At 44.4% G+C, this 20,081-nt stretch carries 22 protein-coding genes; 9 read left to right on the forward strand and 13 right to left on the reverse strand.

Annotated elements, in window-relative coordinates; translation table 11 throughout:
- Nucleotides 1-91: 91 nt before the first annotated feature.
- Complete coding sequence (locus tag CBX98_RS12005; protein ID WP_109169296.1) at nucleotides 92-1,048, reverse strand: LysR family transcriptional regulator; 957 nt, start codon at nucleotides 1,046-1,048, stop codon at nucleotides 92-94.
- 126 nt (nucleotides 1,049-1,174) lie between these two features.
- Here CBX98_RS12005 and CBX98_RS12015 point away from each other — a divergent pair, with 126 nt between their 5' ends.
- From CBX98_RS12015 to CBX98_RS12025, 3 genes are all read left to right on the forward strand, one after another.
- On the forward strand, nucleotides 1,175-1,861 hold the full coding sequence (locus CBX98_RS12015; RefSeq protein WP_109169297.1) for a DJ-1/PfpI family protein: 687 nt from the start codon (nucleotides 1,175-1,177) through the stop codon (nucleotides 1,859-1,861).
- Nucleotides 1,862-1,945: 84 nt separating this feature from the next.
- Nucleotides 1,946-2,431 carry a sigma-70 family RNA polymerase sigma factor gene (locus CBX98_RS12020; RefSeq protein ID WP_012842407.1) on the forward strand — a complete coding sequence of 162 codons (486 nt, stop codon included), beginning with the start codon at nucleotides 1,946-1,948 and terminating at the stop codon, nucleotides 2,429-2,431.
- Nucleotides 2,432-2,599: 168 nt separating this feature from the next.
- Complete coding sequence (locus CBX98_RS12025) at nucleotides 2,600-3,295, forward strand: VC0807 family protein (protein WP_046875662.1); 696 nt, start codon at nucleotides 2,600-2,602, stop codon at nucleotides 3,293-3,295.
- Nucleotides 3,296-3,368: 73 nt separating this feature from the next.
- Here CBX98_RS12025 and CBX98_RS12030 read toward each other — a convergent pair whose 3' ends face one another.
- A complete protein-coding gene (locus tag CBX98_RS12030; protein WP_109169298.1) occupies nucleotides 3,369-4,361 on the reverse strand; it encodes a zinc-dependent alcohol dehydrogenase family protein in 993 nt (330 codons plus the stop codon).
- An 88-nt stretch (nucleotides 4,362-4,449) separates the two neighbouring features.
- Nucleotides 4,450-5,265: a helix-turn-helix transcriptional regulator gene (locus CBX98_RS12035; protein ID WP_046876128.1), complete on the reverse strand. Its 816-nt coding sequence runs from the start codon at nucleotides 5,263-5,265 to the stop codon at nucleotides 4,450-4,452.
- Nucleotides 5,266-5,376: 111 nt separating this feature from the next.
- Here CBX98_RS12035 and CBX98_RS12040 point away from each other — a divergent pair, with 111 nt between their 5' ends.
- Nucleotides 5,377-6,069 carry an MOSC domain-containing protein gene (locus tag CBX98_RS12040; protein ID WP_109169300.1) on the forward strand — a complete coding sequence of 231 codons (693 nt, stop codon included), beginning with the start codon at nucleotides 5,377-5,379 and terminating at the stop codon, nucleotides 6,067-6,069.
- A 48-nt stretch (nucleotides 6,070-6,117) separates the two neighbouring features.
- Here the strand turns inward: CBX98_RS12040 and CBX98_RS12045 are convergent, their stop codons facing one another.
- The 4 genes from CBX98_RS12045 to CBX98_RS12060 form a co-directional block, all read right to left on the reverse strand.
- The gene (locus tag CBX98_RS12045; RefSeq protein WP_109169301.1) at nucleotides 6,118-6,618 is read right to left on the reverse strand and encodes a cupin domain-containing protein; all 501 of its coding nucleotides are present in this window, start codon (nucleotides 6,616-6,618) and stop codon (nucleotides 6,118-6,120) included.
- A 43-nt stretch (nucleotides 6,619-6,661) separates the two neighbouring features.
- The gene (locus tag CBX98_RS12050) at nucleotides 6,662-7,378 is read right to left on the reverse strand and encodes a carboxymuconolactone decarboxylase family protein (RefSeq protein ID WP_109169302.1); all 717 of its coding nucleotides are present in this window, start codon (nucleotides 7,376-7,378) and stop codon (nucleotides 6,662-6,664) included.
- Between the two features lie 106 nt (nucleotides 7,379-7,484).
- Complete coding sequence (locus CBX98_RS12055; protein ID WP_109169303.1) at nucleotides 7,485-7,835, reverse strand: cyclophilin-like fold protein; 351 nt, start codon at nucleotides 7,833-7,835, stop codon at nucleotides 7,485-7,487.
- Between the two features lie 152 nt (nucleotides 7,836-7,987).
- The gene (locus CBX98_RS12060; protein ID WP_081442386.1) at nucleotides 7,988-8,437 is read right to left on the reverse strand and encodes a cupin domain-containing protein; all 450 of its coding nucleotides are present in this window, start codon (nucleotides 8,435-8,437) and stop codon (nucleotides 7,988-7,990) included.
- A 466-nt stretch (nucleotides 8,438-8,903) separates the two neighbouring features.
- On the opposite strand from CBX98_RS12060, the gene CBX98_RS12065 reads away from it, so the two are divergent.
- The gene (locus CBX98_RS12065) at nucleotides 8,904-9,827 is read left to right on the forward strand and encodes an AraC family transcriptional regulator (RefSeq protein WP_005392187.1); all 924 of its coding nucleotides are present in this window, start codon (nucleotides 8,904-8,906) and stop codon (nucleotides 9,825-9,827) included.
- A gap of 130 nt (nucleotides 9,828-9,957) precedes the next feature.
- Here CBX98_RS12065 and CBX98_RS12070 read toward each other — a convergent pair whose 3' ends face one another.
- Entirely contained in the window at nucleotides 9,958-10,959 is a 1,002-nt protein-coding gene (locus tag CBX98_RS12070; RefSeq protein WP_109169304.1) for an arginine deiminase-related protein, read from the reverse strand.
- Nucleotides 10,960-11,362: 403 nt separating this feature from the next.
- Between CBX98_RS12070 and CBX98_RS12075 the strand changes: the two genes are divergently transcribed.
- Nucleotides 11,363-13,213: an ABC transporter ATP-binding protein gene (locus tag CBX98_RS12075; protein WP_104972120.1), complete on the forward strand. Its 1,851-nt coding sequence runs from the start codon at nucleotides 11,363-11,365 to the stop codon at nucleotides 13,211-13,213.
- A gap of 591 nt (nucleotides 13,214-13,804) precedes the next feature.
- Nucleotides 13,805-14,512 (forward strand): hypothetical protein, encoded by a 708-nt coding sequence (locus tag CBX98_RS12080; RefSeq protein ID WP_005392172.1) that lies wholly within the window; start codon nucleotides 13,805-13,807, stop codon nucleotides 14,510-14,512.
- Between the two features lie 124 nt (nucleotides 14,513-14,636).
- Here CBX98_RS12080 and CBX98_RS12085 read toward each other — a convergent pair whose 3' ends face one another.
- Complete coding sequence (locus CBX98_RS12085; protein WP_006740877.1) at nucleotides 14,637-15,113, reverse strand: Lrp/AsnC ligand binding domain-containing protein; 477 nt, start codon at nucleotides 15,111-15,113, stop codon at nucleotides 14,637-14,639.
- A 294-nt stretch (nucleotides 15,114-15,407) separates the two neighbouring features.
- Nucleotides 15,408-15,656 (reverse strand): hypothetical protein, encoded by a 249-nt coding sequence (locus tag CBX98_RS12090; protein ID WP_012842405.1) that lies wholly within the window; start codon nucleotides 15,654-15,656, stop codon nucleotides 15,408-15,410.
- A 384-nt stretch (nucleotides 15,657-16,040) separates the two neighbouring features.
- On the opposite strand from CBX98_RS12090, the gene CBX98_RS12095 reads away from it, so the two are divergent.
- On the forward strand, nucleotides 16,041-16,595 hold the full coding sequence (locus CBX98_RS12095; protein ID WP_065645217.1) for a GNAT family N-acetyltransferase: 555 nt from the start codon (nucleotides 16,041-16,043) through the stop codon (nucleotides 16,593-16,595).
- Between the two features lie 58 nt (nucleotides 16,596-16,653).
- On the opposite strand, the gene CBX98_RS12100 is transcribed toward CBX98_RS12095, so the two are convergent.
- Nucleotides 16,654-16,893: an RNA-binding protein gene (locus tag CBX98_RS12100; protein ID WP_005392166.1), complete on the reverse strand. Its 240-nt coding sequence runs from the start codon at nucleotides 16,891-16,893 to the stop codon at nucleotides 16,654-16,656.
- 182 nt (nucleotides 16,894-17,075) lie between these two features.
- Here CBX98_RS12100 and CBX98_RS12105 point away from each other — a divergent pair, with 182 nt between their 5' ends.
- The gene (locus CBX98_RS12105) at nucleotides 17,076-17,609 is read left to right on the forward strand and encodes a GNAT family N-acetyltransferase (RefSeq protein WP_109169305.1); all 534 of its coding nucleotides are present in this window, start codon (nucleotides 17,076-17,078) and stop codon (nucleotides 17,607-17,609) included.
- 123 nt (nucleotides 17,610-17,732) lie between these two features.
- Here CBX98_RS12105 and putP read toward each other — a convergent pair whose 3' ends face one another.
- Both putP and CBX98_RS12115 read right to left on the reverse strand, forming a co-directional pair.
- Nucleotides 17,733-19,226, reverse strand: coding sequence for a sodium/proline symporter PutP (gene putP / locus CBX98_RS12110; protein WP_109169306.1), 1,494 nt, complete (start codon nucleotides 19,224-19,226; stop codon nucleotides 17,733-17,735).
- Nucleotides 19,227-19,362: 136 nt separating this feature from the next.
- On the reverse strand, nucleotides 19,363-20,070 hold the full coding sequence (locus CBX98_RS12115; protein ID WP_006740880.1) for a 1-pyrroline-5-carboxylate dehydrogenase: 708 nt from the start codon (nucleotides 20,068-20,070) through the stop codon (nucleotides 19,363-19,365).
- Nucleotides 20,071-20,081: the final 11 nt, after the last annotated feature.

Raw genomic sequence — 20,081 nt, forward strand, 5'->3', positions numbered from 1 at the left:
CTTGTCGATAATAACGCCCAATAACCTAACAAAAACCCATAAAAGCACCATATGGCTTGGAGTGTTTTAACCAAAGACTCACATGAAGTTTTCAATCTCCTTGGTTCGGTTGGTAAATCGGCAACGTTTCAGCCCACGTATGGAATGGCGTTTCATCCATCTCCTGTATTGCTTGAGTGATAAAATCGATGAACACCCTCACTCGGGCGGGCACATATTCCCGGTTGGCATAGAGAAGATACACGCCATTTCCTGCTTGGCGCATACTCGGAAATATCGGCACTAAACGCCTCGCTTTGAGCCAATCTCTCGCGATAAAGTGAGGAATCTGAGTTAACCCTAAGCCTTCTGCGCAAAGCTCTGCCATGGATTCGCCGTCGTTTACAATAAAATTTCTCTCGGGGTTATACTCACTTGCACCGTCTGGTTCTGGCATCCGAATCGGCAACAGTTTCCCCGTTTGTTTAAAACGAAAACGAACCCAAGAATGGTCATTGAATACATCCGGGCCACTCGGAACACCATGCCGCGCTAAGTAATCCTGACTGCCACAAATAATAAAATCGATAGGACTCAGCTGGCGCACAATCAACTGGCTGTCCTGAACGACACCAGATCTAATCGACACATCAATCCCTTGCTCAATAATATCAACGTAGGCGTCATCGTAATGAATATCGATCGTGATGCTGGGGTAGCGGCGACAAAACTCTTTTAATAAAGGGCGAATGTAAAGGCGACCGTAAGAGACCGGCACATTAATCTTAAGCAGTCCTGAAAGCGCATCATTGTGGCTTTTCAATGAATCCTCACACGCCGTCAGTTCGTCCAGTACAAACCTAGCGGTATTTGCGTATCGACGACCGGCTTCTGTCAGACGGATCTGTCGCGTAGAACGTTGGAAAAGCTGTATTCCCAAGTCGCTTTCAAGACGATGGATGGCCTTACTCACCGTAGAAGGGTCTGTGCCATACGCTTTGGCGGCCGCAGCAAAACTGCCACCTTCTAAAGTGGCAATAAAAAATCGTAGGGACCGTATCTTATCCATAAAACTCGTGCACTCCATTCGTGAACTTTATTCACTTTAATAAAGACAAAGTGGCTCTTCAATCACCAATCAGCCCAAATATAATGAATCTCAATAACTTGATGCTCTGTTAGCGAGGAAAAAACAATGGGTAAAAATGGATTAAAGAATGCACTACAACTATTAATAGCGACCTTAGTCCTATTATTTGGGATGCTTCAAACGGCACATGCGGCGGATAAACGCATTGGCATTCTGGTTTACGACGGCGTACTGACCTCTGATGTTACTGCGCCTTTAGAGGTCTTTGGCGTCGCAAGTCGGCTGACTTGGTTTAGCGATTATGAAGTAGTCACTATTTCCGTCTCTGATCAGAAAACCATCACCACTGAAGAGGGATTAAAAATTGGTGTGGATGCTTGGATTGGCGATCAGCCGGAACTCGACGTGCTGGTTTTAACATCCAGCTACGACATGGATGCGCTAATCGAAAACAAGGATCTCATTCACTTTATTCAAACCACATCAAAGGCGGCAGATTGGATGGCAAGTAATTGCTCTGGTGCGTATCTATTGGCCGAGGCTGGCCTGTTAAACGGTAAGAAAGCGACGACATGGGCAGGAGGTGAAAGCGGATTACAAAAAGACTATCCAGCAGTTGATGTACAGGTCGACCAGAATTTTGTTGTTGATGAGGGTGTCATCACCTCAAACGGCAGCCTAGTTAGCTATCAAGCCGCCCTTAAATTGCTGCATCTCATGACTTCGGAATCTAAAGCTCAAGAAGTCGCAGACGCCCTTCAATACTCACGTTTTTCTACCCAGCCATTTTAAGCGGGCAAGGACGAAACCGCAGGTAACCTTTGAAGCTTCAGAGGTTACCTTGCTGCTCAGCTCTACACTTCTGATCTTAATCCTATGGAAAAACACAAACGATACGAAGCACTGACGAAGGAGCGATACCAAGATATCTATCGTCTCGCATATTGGCTATGCAAAGATCATCACCTTGCTGAAGATTTGGCGCAAGACACCTTCCTGAAAGCGTGGCGATTCTTTGATAACTTAAATGATCCCAATGCCGCGAAGCCTTGGCTCATCACCATTTTGCGTCGTGAGAATGCTCGGCGCTTTGATAAAAAGCAGTACGATTTTGTCGATATTGATGAGTGTGTAATACAGGCAAAAACCTACCCTGGCAGTGACCACGACATGGCACAAGATTGGCTTCAAAAACAAATGATGATTCTCGAACCCAAATACCGAGAGCCATTGGTCTTAAAACTCGTAGTCGGGTTTAATCATAATGAAATTGCTCAAGTATTAGAGCTTAATCACAACACCGTGGCGACTCGATTATTCAGAGCACGCAATCAGATCATTGCGCAGAGGGAGCGCGATTAAGACACAAAAAAAGTAGTCAATCATGTCAACTAACTGGCTATGCTCCGGTCTATTTCATAAGTCGTTACACAACTCGGCGCTTTAACGCTTTACATCAAGCGCGACTAGATGAACACTTCTCGTCAAAGTACAATAACAGCCGACATAGAGTAGAGTCAGTAAAACATTATGAGTAACACAACGGCGAAAAAGCCGAATCCCCTATTCGAGATTCTTTTTAACGTATTCATCCCTTCCTTTATCTTGATGAAGTTTAGCGGCGATGAACACCTAGGAACAGCAATGGCGCTGGTTGTCGCTTTGCTATTTCCTATCATTTACGGCGGTATGGACCTTGTCCGGAACAAGAAATTTAACTTTATTTCTGCACTTGGCTTTATCAGTGTTTTATTAACTGGCGGCATTGGCTTGTTAGAGCTCGATACACGTTGGTTAGCCTTGAAAGAAGCCCTGATCCCTGGCCTGATCGGTTTAGCGGTTTTGGGCTCAACGTTTACCCGCTACCCACTGATGCAGAAGTTAGTACTGAATGACACGGTATTGAATTTATCGCTGATTAACGAACGCTTGAAAGAGAACGGTCAATCAGAGGCATTTGAACGTTGTCTAATGTCATCAAACTATCTGTTTGCGAGTACTTTTGCGTTCTCATCCGCGATGAACTACTTCCTTGCGACTTGGATCGTGACCAGTCCTTCGGGCACGGCTGCCTTTAATGAAGAGTTGGGTAAGATGACGCTTTACAGCTACCCGATGATTGCAATTCCAAGTATGTTAATGATGTTCGGTATTTTTTATTACATTTGGCGTCAAGTACGTACGATGACATCGCTCGAAACAGAACAAATTTTCCATCTAAAATAGTCCCATCATTACAAATAACCCATCAAAAAAGGGAGGATTTTATCCTCCCTTTTCTCAACAGACTCACTGTAATTCATAGCGTCAAAATGATTTTTCCTGACACCGCCGATGAGCGTTGCTCAACCATTTCAATCGCAGTTTGAAAATCCTCTAGAGGCAGCTCAGACGCTACATTTAACTTTATATCGTTGGCAATAAAGTGGTCTAACATTTCAGCGAATACCGCCTTTCTCACGCTTTTACCTACCGATTCTTCCCAATACCGCAAAAAGAAGGTGCTAAAGTCGATGTTGTTGGTCTTCATCGATTCAAAAAACGCCGGCGTATAAGGCGCCAACGACAACGTTCCGTAGTTGATGTATTGACCGTTTTCTTTCAAGGTACGAATGAGATACGTGCCAGCCTCACCACCTATCGCATCCAAAGCGGCCGTTGGTTGTGGCAGTTTGCGCGTTTGCAGTTGCACGTGTAAGTCTTGCTTCGCGTCCAACACTGGAATCGTATCGTATGGATACTCGTCTGGCTTTGAAGTCACAGCAATCAGTGTAAAACCCAGTGAATGAGCAAGCTGGGCAAATATCTTACCGATCGCTGACCCTGCCGCATTGATGATCACCACATCACTTTTGTTCAACTTAGCCACTTTCGTGGTGATAACCCACGCGGTTAGCGCATTGATGTACAACTGGCAGGCATAGCCGTTATCCAAACTTTCAGGTAGCGGAAAAAGATTCTCAGGCGAAGCATCTATGCAGTATTGCCAAGTACCACTCATCGCCACCAACACTTTTTGCCCAACTTGAAGGCCAGTTTGACCAACAGCACTGACGTCCACCACACGCCCAACCGCTTCAAATCCCGGCACGCGAGGTGGTACGTGAACGCGGCGGTATTGCCCAACACCATAAATGGAAAGCAAGTCACTTGGGTTAATGTTTGTAGCTTCGAGCCTCACCCGAATCTTGCCCTGAACAAGCGGTTTGAGGGGCTCTTTTTCCAACGACAGCGACGTTTTGGGCTGACCAAAACAGAATTGATTCACTCGAGTATTTATCGTTGGTGCCATTGTTATTCATACCATGTAATTGAAATTAAAAAGGGACGTTTCGCGACTTCTTCTCAAAAGCATTAAGTGAAGTCGAAGCTCTGTATTTCTACCTGCGCGATGCGCCGTTCACTCTAAACTGTTGTGGCGTCATATCAAAATAGGCTTTAAATGCTTTGATGTAGGAGGAGTCGTTTTGATAACCCACTAGGTCTGCAATGGCTTGGATTGGCAACGATTCATCTAACAAAGAAAGCGAGTAAATCAGCCGAATTTGTTGCCGCCAAAGCAGAAATGAAGTGTTGAATTCCTTGGCAAACAACCGTGATAAAGTGCGCTCAGACGCCCCAATTTTCTCCCCCCACTCTTTTAGCGAACAGCTCAACGCGGGCTCGTCAGTCAGTTGCTCGAAAATCAGTTTGAGTCGTCTGTCTTGTGGCAGTAATAACTGAAATGTCTGCACGTTGCTTTTCAAAATTTGATCATGCAACACCGCCAGCAAATGCAGCACTTCTTCATGGCTTGTCTCATTTTCACACTGTCTGCGGATCTCTTGTAAAAGCTCATTTAAAAACGGCGTTAAAGCAATGGTTCTCACTTGTGGCTCGTACATTGCGCCAAACGCAGGGTTAAGGTAAATGCCAACAAAGATCGTGTTACTCAGAGCAATCGACTCGTGTTGAACACCCGCAGGAACAAATAACGCAGAAGTGTGCGGAACCAAATGCTGATAATGCTCCGTTTGCGTTTGCAATAACCCTTTGATAGGAAAGATGATTTGATGCCAAGTGTGTTGATGCAGCGCATCAATGTAACCTTTTGGCATGTCGATGGTTTTCACCAAAACAGGAGAATGGGGATTCGCGGCCATCATCTCATTGGAGGTCATGACGCCTGACTTCGAATCAATTTGGCGAGTTAGCATTGTTGATTGTCTTTTCATCCCTATTCCGACACAAGTTCACTAGGCTATCATGCTCCGCATCGCGAATGAAGGTAAACACTTTATCTCTCATTCAAATAATAAGGAGGTTACATGAAGAAAATCGGCGTCGTAAAAGCTGTGCTAGCAGGGAAAACCGTCCCTTATGCTCATGGAGCGCAAAGCGCTATCAACAAACAAGTGCTGCCTGAGCGCCAGCACGCAACAGAGCTCGGTTTTACCAGTGATGAGCAAGGCGATCCGCGCTTTCATGGTGGGATTCAAAAAGCGCTTCATATTTACCCAAGCGAACACTACCCAATCTGGCAACAACAATTAGGCGAAAGAACTATTTTCCAATCCGCTGGCGGCTTTGGCGAAAACATCAGCTCCGAGGGCGTCACCGAATCCACGATTTGCTTGAAAGATAAAATCCGTATCGGCTCAACACTACTGGAAGTGTCGCAAGGTCGCATGCCTTGTTGGAAACTTAACGTACGATTTGACCAACACGACATGGCGAGAAGACTGCAAGATACGCTTCGAACAGGCTGGTATTTCCGAGTATTGGAAGAAGGCGATATCGGTGCAGGTGACGAGATTATTCTGTGTGAAAGACCTTATCCTGAATGGCCACTGGCTCGCATCATGGGCGCGGTTTTCACTGGCTGTTTAGATAGAGAAGAACTCACTAAGCTGTCTGAACTGCCGTTAGTCGAATCTTGGGGCAAGTTGGTCGAGCGCCGTCTAGAAACTGGCGAAGTCGAGGATTGGGAAATGCGCTTGGTTGGCCCAACAAGACAATAAAAAACGCAGAGTAAAAGCTCTGCGCTCGCTATAAAAACGTGGCCTTTGTTATTGCTGTCCTGCTGCATACTGCTCATCGGTGACCTGCTCTTTCCAGATAACGTTTTCACCGTCTTTTGACGCCGTAACCACTAGGTGAGTCATTGGCGCATTTGGTGTTGCACCGTGCCAATGGTCGATACCAGGAGGACACCAGACACTATCACCAGCAGCAAATCGAATTACATGCCCATCACGCGTTCCTGTAAGTGCGGTACCGGAAGTGACGATCATGTGTTGTCCTGCAGGGTGAGTATGCCAAGCGGTTCGAGCTCCTGCATCAAAAGTGACATAGGCGGCGCTGTAGTTTGCAACTTCGTTTTCAGGAAACAACATCTCGACGTTAACTTTCCCGGTAAATAGGTTTTCAGGTCCTTGAAACGATTTCTGATCAGCAGAGCGATAAACTTGCTGCGAAGATGAGTTACCATCGGCTGCTTGAGCGATTGGAAGCATAAATCCCGTCGACAACAGCACAGACCAAATAAACAATGATGATTTATTTTTCATAAAACGAATTCCTTTCTAATTGATATGATTGGCCAAGTAATATTTATTTTTCCAAAACTGTTTTTAGGACCGATTGAGCATTGTTAGACACGCTTTCACCACAGCACTCACTTAATACAACAATAAATTCCTCTAACTCTTTAAGAGAAACATTGTTATTCATACTGATATTATAGTGAGCTGCTAATTGGCTATTAACACCGTTCATATTTGCTAATGCTGCAATCGTAGCAATTTCACGCTCTTTCCAAGTGAGCACATCGCGTTCAAAAATATCACCAAACAAATGTGCTTTTAAGTATTCATCAATTTGTGGAGAAAAATCGAATAGCGCGCCTTTTACTTCTGCACCAACAAGTTGTGTTTGGTTTTCAGCGCCAAATTCTAAGCTGGTTTTATCGTTAGGTAACGCGCTTGATTCTCGCCCTAAGATATCGGTAATACCTCGGCTTTTACGTTCATCCAACACTGTCATAAATGTTGCTAGTCCATTCAAACTGCGCGGAAATCCAGCATACGCGTACAACTGAGCCAGCACTTCTTTTATCTCGTTGACCGTTAGGCCTGCGTCTAACCCATCATTAAGGCTTTGTGTTAGTTTTTCTATTTCACCACTCGCAGTAAAAGCAGAAATAGGAATAATAGCTCGCTCTTTATCACTGAATATTTCTGATGCTGAAGCGATATTCGTTGTGCATAGCGTTGTCATAGTGAGCACCAATATTAATATTGATTTAACAGATTTGTTTAATGATTTCATATCAAAATTCCATTATGTAACGGTGTTCTAATCCATAGAAGTTCTAGAAATATATTTATTAGCGTTCTGATTTCTACATTAATAATTCACATTGTTAACTGGGTCATTAATTTACTTTTTCGATCGTGACACTGTTTGTTTCTTTCGAAATAAAGCAATGAATCCCATCATCGATTTGACCTAATTTAATTAACCCAGACGCGTAACCAAAGTCTTTATAAAAGATAACTAAATTTCCCCAAGGGGCGTAATAAGAGATGTCACCCGCTTTTGATTGAGTTCCAGAAGGTGCGCCTTCGCGAGTTAGCTTATTCGGTAAGTAAGCAATTTTCTCTGTATTTGCGTAGTCTTGTAGATCTAATGTTAGAGGCAATTGACGAACAAAATCGTCTGTACTCGCACTGCTCTTCAATGTGCCTAAAACACTGCAATCATCGAAAATAAAACGAATTTTCACTATATTTTCCTCCAATCCAGCGCTATTAACTTCTGCGTTTACAATGCAGGGGAACATCCAGGCACTACTCACCAAAACGCATCTCACCCACTGATTGAAACGGTATGCTTGTCTCATCGAGATTCCCTTTTCTCACTGAAAACTTGCTCGGGCTACTTTAGTTGCATGTACTCTTGATCAGAGACTGGTTCGCACCATTCATTACTTGCGCCTTCAGCCGGTATTTCTATTGCTACATGTGAGAACCAACTGTCTTTAGCTGCGCCATGCCAATGCTTAGTACCTGGCGCGATATGCACGACATCGCCAACATTCAACTCTTTTGCTGGTTGGCCAAATTCTTGATACCAACCTCGCCCTCCTGTCGCTAACAGAATCTGCCCACCTTCATGATGAATATGCCAAAAATTGCGACACCCTGGTTCAAACGTTACGTTCGCCACGATAAGACCAGGCTGATTGAGCAACGCCAGATAACTCGTACCGGTAAAGTAATCCGCATACGCTTCATTCTTTTCACCAAACTCGAAAATGCCTCGACCTTGAAATACACCGGCTTGCAGTACGTCAGGGATTTGAGTATTGCTTTTGTTATTCATCATGACTCCAAATAGTGTTCTTGAGTGCTTTCATCACCCTACAAACGTAAGGCATGGTCATTCACTCACCAAACCATAGGTTCACTGTATTGCGCTTTGATAGATGACCGTTAGCCTATTCTTTGCTAATACTTGCCCAATATTCCAAACCAATACAAAAGACAACCATACTTGAGGCCGGTTAGAAAAAACGGAATAAAAACTCATCTATACATAAGTATTTGACTATTAAATAATAAAATTCATGACAGACAATTGACCCGCTCAAAAACCAACCAGAAAGATCACTCTCTGATCGCTTAACCTCGAAATAGACACTTGCCCAATATTCTTTACTTAAAGAAATGAACTGTTATAACTATGCTTAATCAAGTCGCTTAATTGACTCCGAAGAAGCGTTAACTACAAAGACAGAAATCGCATGCCGTTAACACCGAACCTGAGGCCAACCAGAGGAGAGCACTGACTTATGCAAGAGGTACCGTCAAACACTTCGTCAACCCTGGCCAGTGCAATAGAAAAGCTTGCCAAGCACATTGAGAAATGGGCAAATGGCGCGAACCAATATGACACAGAAATTCCAGGATTAAGGTTCAGTCGCTGGGCAACCCCAACACCACCGACAAGCTACACCCACAACCCAAGTATTTGCTTAATTGCTCAAGGGAGAAAGCGCGTGTTGTTGGGTGAAGATAGCTTTGTTTACGATGCGAACCACTTTTTGATCTCCTCTGTCGACTTGCCGATTATCGCCAATATCATTGAAGCCAGTGAAGATAAACCTTATTTAGGGGTGATTATGGAGCTGGATCTGACTGAAATATCTCAACTTATTGTCGATAGTGAGCTGACGTTTAATCAAAGCAAAGAAGCACAAAAAGGCATAGCGGTTGGAGAGTTGTCGGAGCCATTACTTGACGCCTTTCTGCGTTTAATAGAGCTGCTGGATGAAGGACAAAGCATCAAAATTTTAGCGCCGATCATTAAACGAGAGATTTTTTATCGACTGTTAATCACCGAACAGGGCGCTCGTCTTAATCAAATCGTAACTGCAGGAAGTCACAGCCATCAAATCGCGAAGGCCATTGATTGGTTGAAGAATAATTTCGTAAAGCCGTTAAGTGTCAGTGAGTTAGCCGCCTACAGTGGCATGAGTAAATCGGCGTTTTATACCCACTTTCGTTCTATGACATCCATGACTCCACTGCAATTTCAAAAGAAATTAAGACTCAGCGAAGCTCGGCGTTTAATGCTGACAGAAAACCTCGATGCCATGGCGACTACGTTTAAAGTGGGTTACGAAAGCCCTTCTCAATTTAGCCGTGAATACAGCCGTTTATTTGGTGCGCCACCATCCAAAGACATCAAGTCTTTGCGCGAGAGTATGGGTTAAGCTCGGAATATCCTAGGAAGAAGCTATAAAGTGAAACCTTTAGCCTCGTACTGCCTCGAGGCTAAAGGTTTTATTATTTGGGAGAGAATGAACGTCACCTGCATTTGCAAGCAAAACTGCGCAATATTGTTTATAACACCGCTTGTCGACTAGGCAAAAATACCTCACCCAACATACAGCGAACCGAACCACCACCAATAGATTCTATGGTAGAAACGTCGAATGGCAGCAATTTACCGTGCGTCGCAAGTTGATTTCTTTGTGCAGGAGAGAAAGCATCGTATGCCGATTGCGACATCGCAATGACTTTGTCTCCATTGATGGTTTCCAACTGAAGAATGTTGCCACAGAAGTGGTTCATTTGCTCAATCGAAATAGAGATCACTTGCTTATCTTTAGCGAGAGACTTCATGACAAAACGACGCTCAAATTCTGGGATCACTTCGTCACAAATCACGCAGAACTGCTCACCCACAGCCATCATCACGTTGGTATGGTAAATAGGCGCACCAGATGGCAAACGAGTTTGGAAAGAGATCACTCGTTCATAGCCAATACGATCGGCGTAATCTTCTAAAACCAGACGATCACAACGTTGTGAGAGTGCGGCATAGACCGTTTTATTTAAGTGGTCAAAGACCATCACACCCGTGCTTTCTAAATACGCTTGCTCATCAAGATATTCAGTTAGGCTGCTACGTCGATGAACTTCTCGCCCAGCTTGCGCTAGTGCCGCCACAAGCGCATCGGGACGCACTTCTTTTTGACGGTTTTCACAGGCCATTGGAAAGGTGTACAACGTGCCATCTGGCGTAGTGCTAAACCAGTTGTTTGGAAATACCGCATCTGGCGTCGCAACATCTGAAGCTGGATAATCAAACTCAACAACTTGAACGCCCTCTTGACGCAGCGTAGCTACCATACTCGCGAACTCGGCCATCACTCTACGCGAGACTTCTTCTTGGCTGAGTGACACTTTATGTTGGAACTCATTATCTTGTGCGGTTTCTTCATTAAAACGAAACTCTTTCGGTGGCACCATCACTACGCAGTTTACGGTTTGGCGCTGAGCACTTTGCGTGCTTTCTTCTTTCCCATTAGCAAATTGGGTTACTGATTCGTGTAATAGCATCCAATACATTCCTTATCACTAGAATGGGGAAATTGTAAATTTATTGTTAACTTCAGTTTTGCTGTTTTCACAATTAATTTAATTATCTAGAAGTAATTTTCACTGCACTTAGCTTATTTCTCCCGAAATTTTATTGTCACTATGCAGGTTTAAGGTTTTATGGCATCGCGATGAACATGCGAAGAATTCATCATAAGAATCAGAACCATAGACAACCACACCCATAAACAACTAGTTACATTTAAAACACAATCGGTTAGACTATTTTTTCGCCCCTCTCGTCAATCCGTCTGCTTTCTCGAGGAGCAGCCAAAAACTCTTATACACGCGGCTTCGTCCAAAGCTACGTGAATCGATGGATTTAGCCACCCCAAATGGCACTGTTTTAACTTTAGGATGAGTTATGTTTAAACGATTTGAAGGCTTTACAGAGCCGTTCCCCAAATCCACACCGGATCAGCCTCCTTCAGGGATGCTCGCTTTTCTACGTTATTACACCCGCGGCTACGAAAAGCCTTTGATCATCATGTCTTTGATGGCCACGATTGTTGCTGTCGTTGAAGTTATGTTGTTTGGCGCGATGGGACAATTGGTTGATTGGTTGTCCACCAGCAATCCAGAAACGTTCTTACAAGACAATAAAGCAGATTTAATTTTCTACGGAACCTTATTGTTGGTTGTCATGCCCATTTTGGTGATCGTGTATTCGTTGCTCGTTCACCAAACATTATTGGGCAACTATCCAATGTCTATCCGCTGGCTTGCACACCGGTATTTGCTCAATCAAAGCTTAAACTTCTATCAAGATGATTTTGCAGGCCGAGTTGCAACTAAAGTCATGCAAACGTCACTAGCTGTGCGCGAAACCGTCATGAAAGCTATGGATGTGTTTGTTTATGTTACGGTTTACTTCACCAGTATGATCATCATGTTAGCGACAGCAGACTGGCGTTTGATGATCCCAATGATCGTCTGGCTGCTCGCTTACATCGCTATCCAAATCTATTTTGTCCCTAAGCTCAAAGACGTCGCTTCAGCGCAGGCCGATGCTCGTTCGACAATGACAGGACGCATCGTCGACAGCTATACCAATATTCAGACGGTCAAACTGTTTTCTCATAGCCAGCGCGAAACCCAATATGCTGAGCAAGGCATGAAGGGATTTTTGAATACGGTCTATCGTCAAATGCGCCTAGTGACCGGCTTTGACGTTGCTGTAGAGATCTCAAACTATATTTTGGTGTTTTCCGTTGCTGCTTTATCGATTTACCTGTGGTTGGATAGTGCCATCAGCGTTGGCGCGATTGCGATTGCTGTTAGCCTTGCATTACGCGTAAATGGTATGTCGATGTGGATCATGTGGGAAGTTGGCGCCCTCTTTGAAAATATGGGAACCGTAGTCGATGGAATGAAAACGCTCTCTAAGCCAATTGATATTAAAGATAAACCAGACGCAAAAGACTTAGTTGTCACTGAAGGTGGCATTCACTTTGATAACGTCAGCTTCCATTACGGTGAGAACAAAGGCGTGATTAGCCACCTCGATCTCAACATCAAACCAGGAGAGAAAGTCGGCTTGGTTGGGCGCTCCGGCGCCGGAAAATCAACTCTGGTCAACTTGTTACTTCGTTTCCACGATGTCGAAGACGGCAGCATTAAGATCGATGGACAGAACATCTCTGAAGTCACACAAGACTCTTTGCGTTCAAAGATCGGTATGGTGACCCAAGATACTTCTCTGCTGCACCGCTCTATTCGCGACAATATTTTGTATGGCAACCCAGATGCGACAGAAGAAGATTTGCTGAAAGCCACTAAGCAAGCGCATGCCCATGAGTTTATCGAAACACTGACCGACCCATTTGGCAACGTCGGATACGATGCGCAAGTTGGTGAGCGCGGAGTAAAACTATCTGGCGGCCAGCGTCAGCGTATCGCAATATCTCGTGTGCTACTCAAAGATGCACCATTGTTGGTACTGGATGAAGCAACATCGGCTCTGGATTCAGAAGTCGAAGCAGCGATTCAGGAAAGCTTGAATGAGTTAATGCAAGGAAAAACCGTTATTGCGATTGCGCACCGATTGTCGACCATCGCACAAATGGATCGCCTCATCGTGCTAGATAAAGGCAGTATTGTTGAACAAGGTTCTCACCAAGAGCTCATCGCGAACAACGGTATTTATGCCCAGCTTTGGGCGCATCAAACTGGCGGATTTATCGCTGAAGAGTTAGAAAATCAACACGTTTCTTAATTAGCGAGAAACCCAGTAAAAACGGCGCATGAAGCGTCGTTTTTCATTTTTATTGATAATCCTATACTCATATAGCCATTACAGTTTCTCATATATGAAACACCCTCCATGATAAAGCTCACATTTTTTCTGCTAATATACCGCCTCGTTGCGTATCCATTGCAATGAACACAATACAGAGTTTTGAGCCGTCTTCATTTGTCATTTCACTTTTTGAGAAACAGCTATACTCAATAGATGGCTTAGTTATTAGATTAACAATAAGGTAATTAGCTTATGTGTAAATGTGGTTCAATGCAGATCGTACAACTCAAACCAAGTTGGGCTGACAAGCTATTCGGCTACTCAGAAAGATGGAAATGCCAACTTTGTTGTAAGATCTACCGCATCTAAAATTAAAAATAGAATCTTAGTTTTTCTAAGAAAAAGCAGTGGCCCGACAGTAATTGTCGGGTTTTGTTTTTCTGCACATCCACTTTTATCCCTTCGCAACACGGTCACTCATCACGGCAAAACCTAGCATCTCAATGTGACTTAGGTATAGAATCAGGCCCACTTATTTATTCCGATATTCACATATAACTGGTCACTATGAACAAAAGTTTGCTAACGAATGTCCTCGCTATCGCTTTGATGGCTGGAGGTCATCAATTACAAAACGACTACCTTTGGTATGCGGGGTTGTTTGCGTTCTCAGGCGCCATCACTAACTGGCTTGCCATCCACATGCTGTTTGAAAAAGTGCCTGGATTATACGGTTCTGGCGTGATCCCCGCGCGATTTGAAGAGTTTAAACTGGCTATCAAAAACTTGATGATGGAGCAGTTCTTTACCGAAGCGAACATCGATCGATTCTTGAACAAAGAAATGGCGGGCGGTGTAAACATCGATCTTCAACCTGTGATTGAGAAAGTGGATTTAAACCCAGCGTTTGACTCTTTGGTAGAAGTGATCGAAGGCTCTCAATTTGGCGGCATGCTAGCAATGTTTGGCGGCGCGGAGGCATTACAACCTATGCGGCAGCCTTTCGTCGAAAAGATGCAAGAATCCATTATTGAGTTGAGCAAGAGCGATAACATCAAAGAAGCACTGAAAGAGCAGTTCGAATCTCCTGCTATGATGGATGAGATCAAGCAAAACATTGAAGGCATCATTGATCAGCGCTTGAGCGAGTTAACACCCGCACTGGTCAAAGAAATGGTGCAAAAAATGATTAAAGAACACCTTGGCTGGCTAGTCGTTTGGGGCGGTGTTTTTGGCGGTTTAATTGGTGTTATCAGCACCTTTATCGGCGCATAGTCGCTCACCGATTTATCAAAAAGGAGCTTCGGCTCCTTTTTTGATCTTGAAAAAGTAATACGCCAAGTCACGTTAAATAATATGCTCAACGCATAAGCGCTGCAGTCATAGACATCAGCCTCGCCTAACCAAGGAGCTCCGGGTTCACGCCAAATCCTGTTTTATGTTCTTCAATTACCACTTCACTACGAGTCTGGATCACGCCCGGAAGCGTGCCTAACTTACTCGACATAAACTCCTGATACGCTTTCATACTCTTAACACGAACCTTTATCATGGTATCGAAGTCCCCAGAGAGCGAATAACACTCTTCAATTTCCGGCATCAATTCGACGGCTTTCGCAAACTTTTCAAAAATGGAAAAACTGGTTTGGTCTAAGCGAATATGGATGAATACTTGCACATCCAACCCTAATTTTTCCGCATTCAGCTCAGCATGGTAGCCATTGATATACCCCTCTTTTTCTAGCCGCTTCACGCGGTCAGAACACGGCGAGGTCGTTAAGTTGATCTGCTTTGCGAGTTCAACAACTGGAATTCTGCCTCTTGAATGAAGCACTCTCAAAATGTGTAAATCAATCCGGTCCAATTGGTAACTCATTAACCACATCCTTGTAACCACTCAGGAAGCATCACATTAATCGTTGCTTAAACAATTGCAAACCATCAAATGCACAGCATGTGAAATTCAGCAGAGAATAATTCGAAAATAACTAAGGAAGGAAAGGGCTGCGATTACTGCCGCTCTCTCCATAACCGAGTATGAAGAACAAAAGTAATCTAGCGGCTCCCGTAGAGTCGCAAATTTGAAAGCGTGTGATACGCCTTTATAGATCTGGCGTGCGGGGCAAGCAAGCCGCCCTGTTTAGCTATTAATCATAGCTATCGCTCTGAATTAGAGAGCTGCCGACGTATGCCTGGTAGGATGAGGAATCACTTCTCCAATTGCACGATGATTACAGCATCGGCAGTAGTATTGTGGTTCCATCTCGTAGTAGTGTTCACCTGATACAAATTTCGCCATCAGCTGTGTAAAACTCACCACTTTACCTGTCAACGAATCAACGGGCTGTGGCTCGCAACGCTTCATGATCACTTTATGTTGCGTTGATTTTCTACAAGCTGCGCAATATATATCCGGCATTTCTCTTCTCCCTGTTTTTCAGTACTACTGACAATTGACATATTTTGTTCAAAATAATTCCACAATAAAAAAGCCCCTTTAATTTTTTGTGTCCTATCTTCAAAAAATTGGACGAAAGTATCAAAAAATTGAGACATTGGTCAGACCTCAACTTTTGTACCATTATTATGAACGAACGCGCTTATGTGTGTAATAATACGACACATCACACATAAGCAATTGTTGCTACTCGCTATTTCAATCTGCAATGATCAATTTTATGGCGTTTTAAATATGGCTTTCACTCACATTTTCGATTCAGGCATTACTTGGTTGTTTAAACATGCCTGATTTACAGTGTGAATCTGCAATTTCCACGATACTGACTCATCTCAAGGACGCACGATGACGCTTCAACCAACGCTCACGACACAAAGGCTTATTCTTCGACCATTTCATCCGACAGACAGCGCAACAGTCGCACGACTCGCAGGAGACAAGAGCATTGCAGATATGACGGCAAATATTCCTCATCCCTATGAAGAGCCGATGGCACAAGTTTGGATTAAGAGCCATGTTGGCGTATATCACCAACGTAGTGGGGTCATATATGCCATTACTCAACGTCAAGACGAAGCGTTAATTGGTGCTGTTAGTCTGCTAAACATCTCGGAGGGAGTCGGCACATTAGGGTATTGGCTTGGCGTCGATTATTGGGGGAATGGGTTTGCTCAAGAAGCGTCAATGGCTTTAATTCAGTTTGCCAGACCACATTTTGAGTTATCGGGCCTAAAAGCGATGCACTTGGTCGAAAACAGACAATCCCAATCAGTCATTCAAAAGTTGGGCATGACGTATATCGACAATCACATCATCAAAATGCAGGGAAAAGAACGAGAAGTCTGCGTATACCAGCAAATATTTTCGCCTCAAGTAACCGTAGCAACCTCTCAAAATTAAGGCACTAAAAAACCAGCCTCTCAGCTGGTTTTATCTTTCACCTTGAAAGGCAAAAATACTAGTCTTGTGCGACTTTCACACGAATCTTGCTCTTATGTACTGAAGACAGGTTTAGTGCCTCCAACGCCGCAACGGCTTCGGCTTCATCCGGCATGATCACAAAACCAAACCCTTTTGATAAACCCGTCTCTTGATCAAGCACGACGGTGCAAAGCTCAACTTTGCCGTAGTTTGAGAACAGAGTACGGATGTCTTGCTCTGTCGTCTCACGAGCTAAGTTTCTTACTAGAAGTTTCATATTAAACCATTTTATGTTTATAACGCCTCAATTCTCTCAGCTTCTCCCTTACAAACCAAGTGAATAATGTTCTTGCAAAGGCTAGATGTCTCTAAGTGTTTCTGTTTAAATGATTTTTAGTGATAACGCTCTGAATCCTGCATTACGAGACGATTGGAGTATAAAAGCCTAGGAGATTCGACATGGAAACCAAACGTTTAAAGCTCATCCCAGCTTGCTTGGAACGTGCAGAAGAAGCACATCAGGCCGTTGTTCGTAGCCAAAGAACGCTTGAAGTTTACCTGCCATGGGTACCTCACGTGCTCACTTTAGAAGCGATGATTGCAGGGACAGAGAAAGCTATCGCAAACTTTGAAAACTTCGAAGAAGAGTTGCGCTACTACCTAATCGACAAGGAAAGCGATCGTTTACTCGGCGCCATTGGGTTAATGATCCATGATCAAGAGATACCGGCATTTGAGATTGGCTATTGGCTTGATGATCGCGCGGTAGGCTACGGTTATATCTCTGAGGCGGTAGCGGCGATTGAAAACTATGCATTCGAAGCGTTGGACGCGAAAAGAATCGCGATTTTAGCCGATGCGAACAACCGCAAAAGTCGTGCGGTTGCTGAGCGCTGTGGGTATGAGTTTGAAGGTGAGCTACACAATGCTCGGCGTGCGTCTTCTGGCGAGCTGAGTAACACCGTCATTTACGCCAAAGTTCGTCGTGACTAACACACTCACAAAGAATAAAGCGACGTGAAAATCTGGCCTCAAGCAATCACCATTAACGTTTATTAAATTCAGATAAAACAAAGCCCGCTGTATAAGCGGGCTTTGTGTTCGTAAAGGAAGTAATTAGTCTAGTTCAACTAGTTTCTTCTCGTACGATTGATGTTGGTCTAATACGTCTTGCGCTGCACCGCCTGTCGCTTTGCTGATAACAACGATAGCAAGCGTAGAGAAGATGATGCCCGGTACGATTTCATATACATCAAACCAACCGCCAGTTAGCTGCTTCCAAACTACGATAGTGATACCACCAACAAGGATACCTGCTAGTGCGCCGTTACGGTTCATACCGCTCCAGTAAAGGCTAAGTACAACCGCAGGACCAAATGCCGCACCAAAACCAGCCCAAGCGTAAGATACAAGACCAAGTACTGAGCTATCAGGCGTCATCGCTAGGAATAGCGCAACAAGCGAAATAACGATAACACCTATACGACCAATCATTACGATTTCTTCAGAAGACGCTTCTGGCTTGAATACTTGCTTGTAGAAATCTTCTGCAAGCGCCGAAGATGAAACAAGGAGCTGTGAGTCAGCGGTACTCATTACCGCAGCTAGGATTGCTGCTAACAACATACCCGCAACGACAGGGTGGAATACTGCGTTAACCAATAGCATGAAGATCTTCTCGCCGTCTTCTAGTTGAGTACCCGGATGACCCGTAACCCAAACCAGACCAACAAGACCAACAAGCATTGCACCAACCATAGATAGTGCCGTCCAAATCACTGCGATACGACGTGCAGTCGTTAGATCTTTGTTTGAACGAGACGCTTTAAAACGCGCTAGGATGTGTGGCTGACCAAAGTAACCAAGGCCCCACGCCGCTAGAGAGATAATGGCAATCGCAGACAATGGTTCGCCTTTCGCGTCATTCCATAGCGTTGCAAGTTCTGGGTTGATGTCATGTAGATCAGAACTTAGCTGACCTAAACCACCGTCCATTACCGCTATAGGAACAATCATTAGCGCAGCCGCCATTAGCAGACCTTGCACTAAGTCAGTCCAAGATACCGCTAGGAAACCACCGAATAGTGTGTAAGAAACGACACACACCGTACCGATGATAACAGCGTAGGTGTAATCTAGACCGAATACCGTCTCAAACAGTTTGCCCCCTGCGACCAAACCTGAGCTGGTGTAGAAAAGGAAAAATAGAAGAATGAAAAACGCAGAGATTGTCTGGATCAGTTTCGACTTATCGTTGAAGCGACGTGACAGGAACTCTGGCAACGTTAACGCGTCAGTTTGGATACTGTAGGTGCGTAGGCGTTTTGCACTGATGAGCCAGTTTGCCCATGTACCAAGAAGTAGACCGCCGGCTAACCAGAAGGCCTCGATACCCGCAGCGTACGCATAGCCAGGCAAGCCTAGCAGCAACCAGCCACTCATATCTGAAGCACCTGCAGATAATGCAGCAGGCCACGGACCTAGGCTACGGCCACCTAGGAAGTAATCAGATGAATTGGAAGTCCTCTTATACGCGTAAACGCCAATAGCAACCATAATCAGTAAATACGCCACAAAAGTGGACGTGATAGCAAAGCTATTTTCTATCATTAGATAGTCCTCGTTATAATTATTTCCTTCCTTGCCTGCCCTGATATTTTACCGTCTCAGCAATACATCAGAGTATAAGAAACCAATCTGGACCGGCTCTCAGTCCAGTTACTCCAGATTGGTATCACAAGTCAGGTTAGTGAGTTTCGTTCCCCAACTCGAGTAGAGTCGCGTTACCACCCACCGCGGTAATATTTATCGTTCGAGTGCGCTCGGTAATGAAGCGCAACGAGAGATGAGGATCATGAGCCAATTTCGGTGACTCTAAATCCGTTTCAGAAACTAAGCCGACGATTGCACCGTCACGCTTAGCTAGTTGAAGATTGAGCGCATGCTCAACCTGTGAACGCCCAACATAACCCACACTACGTACATCGCTCTCAAGCAACGGGGCAGACGCATCGTACGCAACAACCTGGACTAAGTTAGATGGGAAGTTTGCCAACGCTACAGCTTGCTTAACCAGTTGGTTTAGCTCTGCATTGTCACTGCAAACGACCACACTGTTGCCTGCAATTAAGGCACAGGTGATCATCGCAAAAGCACTGTATAACGCATTATCAGCAGGCTCGATGTTGTTTTCACAAATCACCAAAGCCACACCGCGTCCTGCGGCATACAGTTCGTTAGTTTCCCCTGTAGGGCCAACTAACTGGTGAGTTTCTGCAAGAAGAGTTGATGCTTGTTGCAAGTGGTAAGAAACCACTTTGGCAACGGTAGACTGCTGCCCTTCTAATGCAGATTTAAATGCCAGAACATGCTCGCATTTGTAATCAAAATCAGTCAGATTCCACTGCTCCCACGCAGAGAATGCATCTTTAAAATAGGTGATCTGATGAACCATAATGCGACTCC

The sequence above is a fragment of the Vibrio sp. T9 genome, from assembly GCF_003123985.1.
GTDB classification, from domain to species: Bacteria; Pseudomonadota; Gammaproteobacteria; order Enterobacterales; family Vibrionaceae; genus Vibrio; species Vibrio diabolicus.

Bases quoted from the DNA above. Each gene is read 5' to 3' on its own strand.
- putP (WP_109169306.1), bottom strand. From the start codon at position 19,226: ATGATAGAAAATAGCTTTGCTATCACGTCCACTTTTGTGGCGTATTTA.
- CBX98_RS12050 (WP_109169302.1), bottom strand. From the start codon at position 7,378: ATGAAATCATTAAACAAATCTGTTAAATCAATATTAATATTGGTGCTC.
- CBX98_RS12020 (WP_012842407.1), top strand. From the start codon at position 1,946: ATGGAAAAACACAAACGATACGAAGCACTGACGAAGGAGCGATACCAA.
- CBX98_RS12045 (WP_109169301.1), bottom strand. From the start codon at position 6,618: ATGAAAAATAAATCATCATTGTTTATTTGGTCTGTGCTGTTGTCGACG.
- CBX98_RS12060 (WP_081442386.1), bottom strand. From the start codon at position 8,437: ATGATGAATAACAAAAGCAATACTCAAATCCCTGACGTACTGCAAGCC.
- CBX98_RS12085 (WP_006740877.1), bottom strand. From the start codon at position 15,113: ATGAGTTACCAATTGGACCGGATTGATTTACACATTTTGAGAGTGCTT.
- CBX98_RS12105 (WP_109169305.1), top strand. From the start codon at position 17,076: ATGGAAACCAAACGTTTAAAGCTCATCCCAGCTTGCTTGGAACGTGCA.
- CBX98_RS12030 (WP_109169298.1), bottom strand. From the start codon at position 4,361: ATGGCACCAACGATAAATACTCGAGTGAATCAATTCTGTTTTGGTCAG.
- CBX98_RS12005 (WP_109169296.1), bottom strand. From the start codon at position 1,048: ATGGATAAGATACGGTCCCTACGATTTTTTATTGCCACTTTAGAAGGT.
- CBX98_RS12115 (WP_006740880.1), bottom strand. From the start codon at position 20,070: ATGGTTCATCAGATCACCTATTTTAAAGATGCATTCTCTGCGTGGGAG.
- CBX98_RS12040 (WP_109169300.1), top strand. From the start codon at position 5,377: ATGAAGAAAATCGGCGTCGTAAAAGCTGTGCTAGCAGGGAAAACCGTC.
- CBX98_RS12035 (WP_046876128.1), bottom strand. From the start codon at position 5,265: ATGCTAACTCGCCAAATTGATTCGAAGTCAGGCGTCATGACCTCCAAT.
- CBX98_RS12070 (WP_109169304.1), bottom strand. From the start codon at position 10,959: ATGCTATTACACGAATCAGTAACCCAATTTGCTAATGGGAAAGAAGAA.
- CBX98_RS12015 (WP_109169297.1), top strand. From the start codon at position 1,175: ATGGGTAAAAATGGATTAAAGAATGCACTACAACTATTAATAGCGACC.
- CBX98_RS12025 (WP_046875662.1), top strand. From the start codon at position 2,600: ATGAGTAACACAACGGCGAAAAAGCCGAATCCCCTATTCGAGATTCTT.
- CBX98_RS12080 (WP_005392172.1), top strand. From the start codon at position 13,805: ATGAACAAAAGTTTGCTAACGAATGTCCTCGCTATCGCTTTGATGGCT.
- CBX98_RS12075 (WP_104972120.1), top strand. From the start codon at position 11,363: ATGTTTAAACGATTTGAAGGCTTTACAGAGCCGTTCCCCAAATCCACA.
- CBX98_RS12090 (WP_012842405.1), bottom strand. From the start codon at position 15,656: ATGCCGGATATATATTGCGCAGCTTGTAGAAAATCAACGCAACATAAA.
- CBX98_RS12095 (WP_065645217.1), top strand. From the start codon at position 16,041: ATGACGCTTCAACCAACGCTCACGACACAAAGGCTTATTCTTCGACCA.
- CBX98_RS12065 (WP_005392187.1), top strand. From the start codon at position 8,904: ATGCAAGAGGTACCGTCAAACACTTCGTCAACCCTGGCCAGTGCAATA.
- CBX98_RS12100 (WP_005392166.1), bottom strand. From the start codon at position 16,893: ATGAAACTTCTAGTAAGAAACTTAGCTCGTGAGACGACAGAGCAAGAC.